Here is a 383-nt window from a genome sequence, read left to right as displayed (position 1 = left end):
CCCATGCCGAACACGGCAATCATGCGCGCCGCCACCAGTGCGACCGCCGCGGCGCGGAATGCCTCCGGCTGCACCAGGGCGCGGTTGGCCTCCAGCACGTTGCTGATGTCGGCCAGGATGCCGTCTGCACTGGACGGCGGGCGGTCCGCGCCGCCATCCAGAAAGCGCTGGCCGACTGCGGCTGCCTGCGCTAGCTTGAGCTTGAGCTCGCGCACGTCGCGGCAGCCCATCGCCTTGGCGAAACGGGTGACGCTTGCCTCGCTCACGCCGGCACGCTCGGCGAGCGTCTGGATGCTGCCGGCGGCGGCTTCTGCAATGTCGCTCAGGACGGTCTGCGCGACCTTCTGCTCGGCGGGGCGCAGTTCAGCGGCACGCTGGGAGAG

At 71.0% G+C, this 383-nt stretch carries 1 pseudogene; it reads right to left on the bottom strand.

The window, feature by feature from the left end:
* Positions 1-383: pseudogene (locus I6F21_RS38560) on the bottom strand (RpiR family transcriptional regulator); the annotation flags it as partial.

Origin of the sequence: Bradyrhizobium sp. NBAIM03, from assembly GCF_020194055.1 — a bacterium.
In the GTDB taxonomy this organism is placed as follows: Bacteria; Pseudomonadota; Alphaproteobacteria; order Rhizobiales; family Xanthobacteraceae; genus Bradyrhizobium; species Bradyrhizobium yuanmingense.
This window is presented reverse-complemented; position numbering and strand designations above follow the sequence as displayed.